The sequence below is a fragment of the Pseudomonas extremorientalis genome, from assembly GCF_001870465.1.
GTDB lineage: Bacteria > Pseudomonadota > Gammaproteobacteria > Pseudomonadales > Pseudomonadaceae > Aquipseudomonas > Aquipseudomonas extremorientalis.
In genome coordinates this window covers 1-2,546 of record NZ_MDGK01000006.1, presented here as the reverse complement: position 1 = coordinate 2,546, position 2,546 = coordinate 1, and the positions used below count along the sequence as shown (strand labels likewise).

General features: G+C 62.7%; 1 protein-coding gene. It reads left to right on the top strand.

Annotation, left to right across the window (positions count from 1 at the left end; translation table 11 throughout):
- The coding region (locus tag BFN10_RS01430) for a condensation domain-containing protein (RefSeq protein WP_139221100.1) at nucleotides 1-2,546 on the top strand (2,546 nt) is incomplete at both ends.

Below are 2,546 nucleotides of genomic sequence, written 5' to 3'. Positions count from 1 at the left end.
TCCGGTACTGACACCATCGGCGCCACTGCCAGCCCGATTGGCCGCTCGCTGCCGGGCCGTGCATTATATGTGCTGGACCGCGATCTGAACCTGGCGCCGCCGGGCGCTGTGGGCGAGTTGTATATCGGCAGCCACTGCGGCCTGGCGCGTGCTTACCTGAACCGTGCGCTGCTCACCGCCGAGCGTTTTGTGCCGGACCCATTCGGTGAAGCCGGCGAGCGCCTGTACCGCACTGGCGATCTGGCGCGCTACCGCGCGGACGGTGTGATCGAGTACGTCGGCCGTGTTGACCATCAAGTGAAGATTCGCGGTTTCCGCATCGAGTTGGGGGAAATCGAAGCACTGTTGCTGGCCCAGGCGGGTGTACGTGAAACCCTGGTGTTGGCGGCTGACAACCAGCTTGTCGCCTATCTGGTCGCCGAGCCCCACGACGCCGAAGCGCTTAAGTCGATCCTGCGTGAACAACTGCCGGACTACATGGTGCCCGCGCACCTGATCTTCCTTGACCGCATGCCGCTGAATCCGAATGGCAAGCTGGATCGTCACGCATTGCCCAAGCCGGATGCCAGCCAAGCGCAGCAGGTGTGGGTCGCGCCGGTGACTGAACTTGAGCAGCAGGTCGCTGGTGTGTGGGCTGATATCCTCGGCGCCGAGCGAGTTGGGTTGACCGATCACTTCTTTGAAATGGGCGGCCATTCGTTGCTGGCCATGCAGGTGGTGTCGCGTCTGCGCCATGTGTTGGGACGTGAAGTACCGCTGAAACTGGTCTTCGAGCAACCTCGACTGGAAGGTTTTGCCAGTGCCTTGCAAGCCCTGGATGAGCCAGAGGGTGAGCCGGCACCGCCACTGCTCGCGGTCGGTCGCAAACACCCGCTGCCGTTGTCTTACGCCCAGGAGCGCCAGTGGTTCCTCTGGCAACTGGACCCCGGCAGCGCCGCGTACCATATTCCCAGCGCCCTGCGACTCAAGGGGGAGTTGGATGTCCCGGCGCTGCAACGCAGCTTCGACGCCCTGGTAGCACGCCATGAAAGCCTGCGCACCTGTGTGCAGGTGCAACCGGACGGTGCGAGGCAAGTGATTCGGCCTGCCACCGTCTTGCCGATCAGGCTGGATGAAGTCGACGAGGCTGATTTGCAGGCACAGATCGAAGCTGAAATCGCCCGCCCCTTTGATTTGCAGGAAGGCCCATTGCTGCGTGTGAGTCTTCTGCGCTTGGCGCAAGAGGACCATGTACTGGTGCTCGTACAGCATCACATTGTCTCCGATGGCTGGTCGATGCAGGTGATGGTCGACGAGTTGATGCAGTCGTATGCCGCGTTCAGCCAAGGCCAATCACCGGACCTGCCGGGCATGCCGATCCAGTACGCCGACTATGCCGTGTGGCAACGCCAGTGGATGGAGGCCGGGGAGAAGGCGCGCCAACTCGACTACTGGCGTGGACTGCTCGGCGGGGAGCAGCCGGTGCTGGAATTGCCGTTCGATCATCAGCGCCCAGCGCAGCAAAGCCATCGCGGCGCGCGCCTGGATGTACCGCTGTCTACGGCGCTCGCCGCCGATCTCAAGGCCTTGGCCCAGCGTCAAGGTGTGACGCTGTTCATGCTGCTGCTGGCTTCGTTCCAGACCTTGTTGCACCGCTACAGCGGCCAACAGGATATTCGTGTTGGCGTACCGGTCGCCAACCGCAACCGCGTGGAAACCGAACGCCTGATCGGCTTTTTCGTCAACACCCAGGTGCTCAAGGCGGACATCGATGCGCAGACGACCGTTGCCGAGTTGCTGGCCCAGGTCAAGCAACGTGCACTGGATGCCCAGGCCCATCAAGACCTGCCGTTCGAGCAACTGGTGGAGGCCTTGCAGCCGGAGCGTAGCTTGAGCCTCAACCCGCTGTTCCAGGTGATGTTCAACCACCAGGCCGAAGGGCGCCCAGGGGATGAGCCACAGGGTTTGGCGCATTTGCACATCGAAGGCTTGACGTGGGACCGGCGGACCGCCCATTTCGACCTCGACCTGGATGTCCAGGAGAGTCCGGGCGGCCTATGGGCCTCGCTGGGGTACGCCACCGATCTGTTCGAGGCATCCACCATCGAGCGCATGGCGCGGCACTGGCAGAACCTCTTGCAGGCAATGGTTGCCGATCAACAGCAAACCGTCGCGCAGTTGAACCTGCTCGACAATGACGAGCAGCAACACATCCTCAAGCTATGGGGCCGCACCGATTCTGGTTTCCCGGCCACCCGCCTGGTCCACCAGTTGTTCGCCGACCGCGCGGCTGAAACCCCCCATGCAGTGGCGGTCAAATTCGACGCACAAACCCTGAGTTACGGTGAATTGAATCGCCAGGCCAACCGCCTGGCCCATGCGTTGATCGCCCGTGGTGTCGGCCCCGAAGTGCGCGTCGCGATTGCCATGCCGCGCAGCGCCGAGATCATGGTGGCGTTCCTGGCGGTGATGAAGGCCGGTGGCGTTTATGTGCCGCTGGACGTGGAATACCCGCGTGATCGCCTGCTGTACATGATGCAGGACAGCCGTGCGAAGTTGCTGCTGAG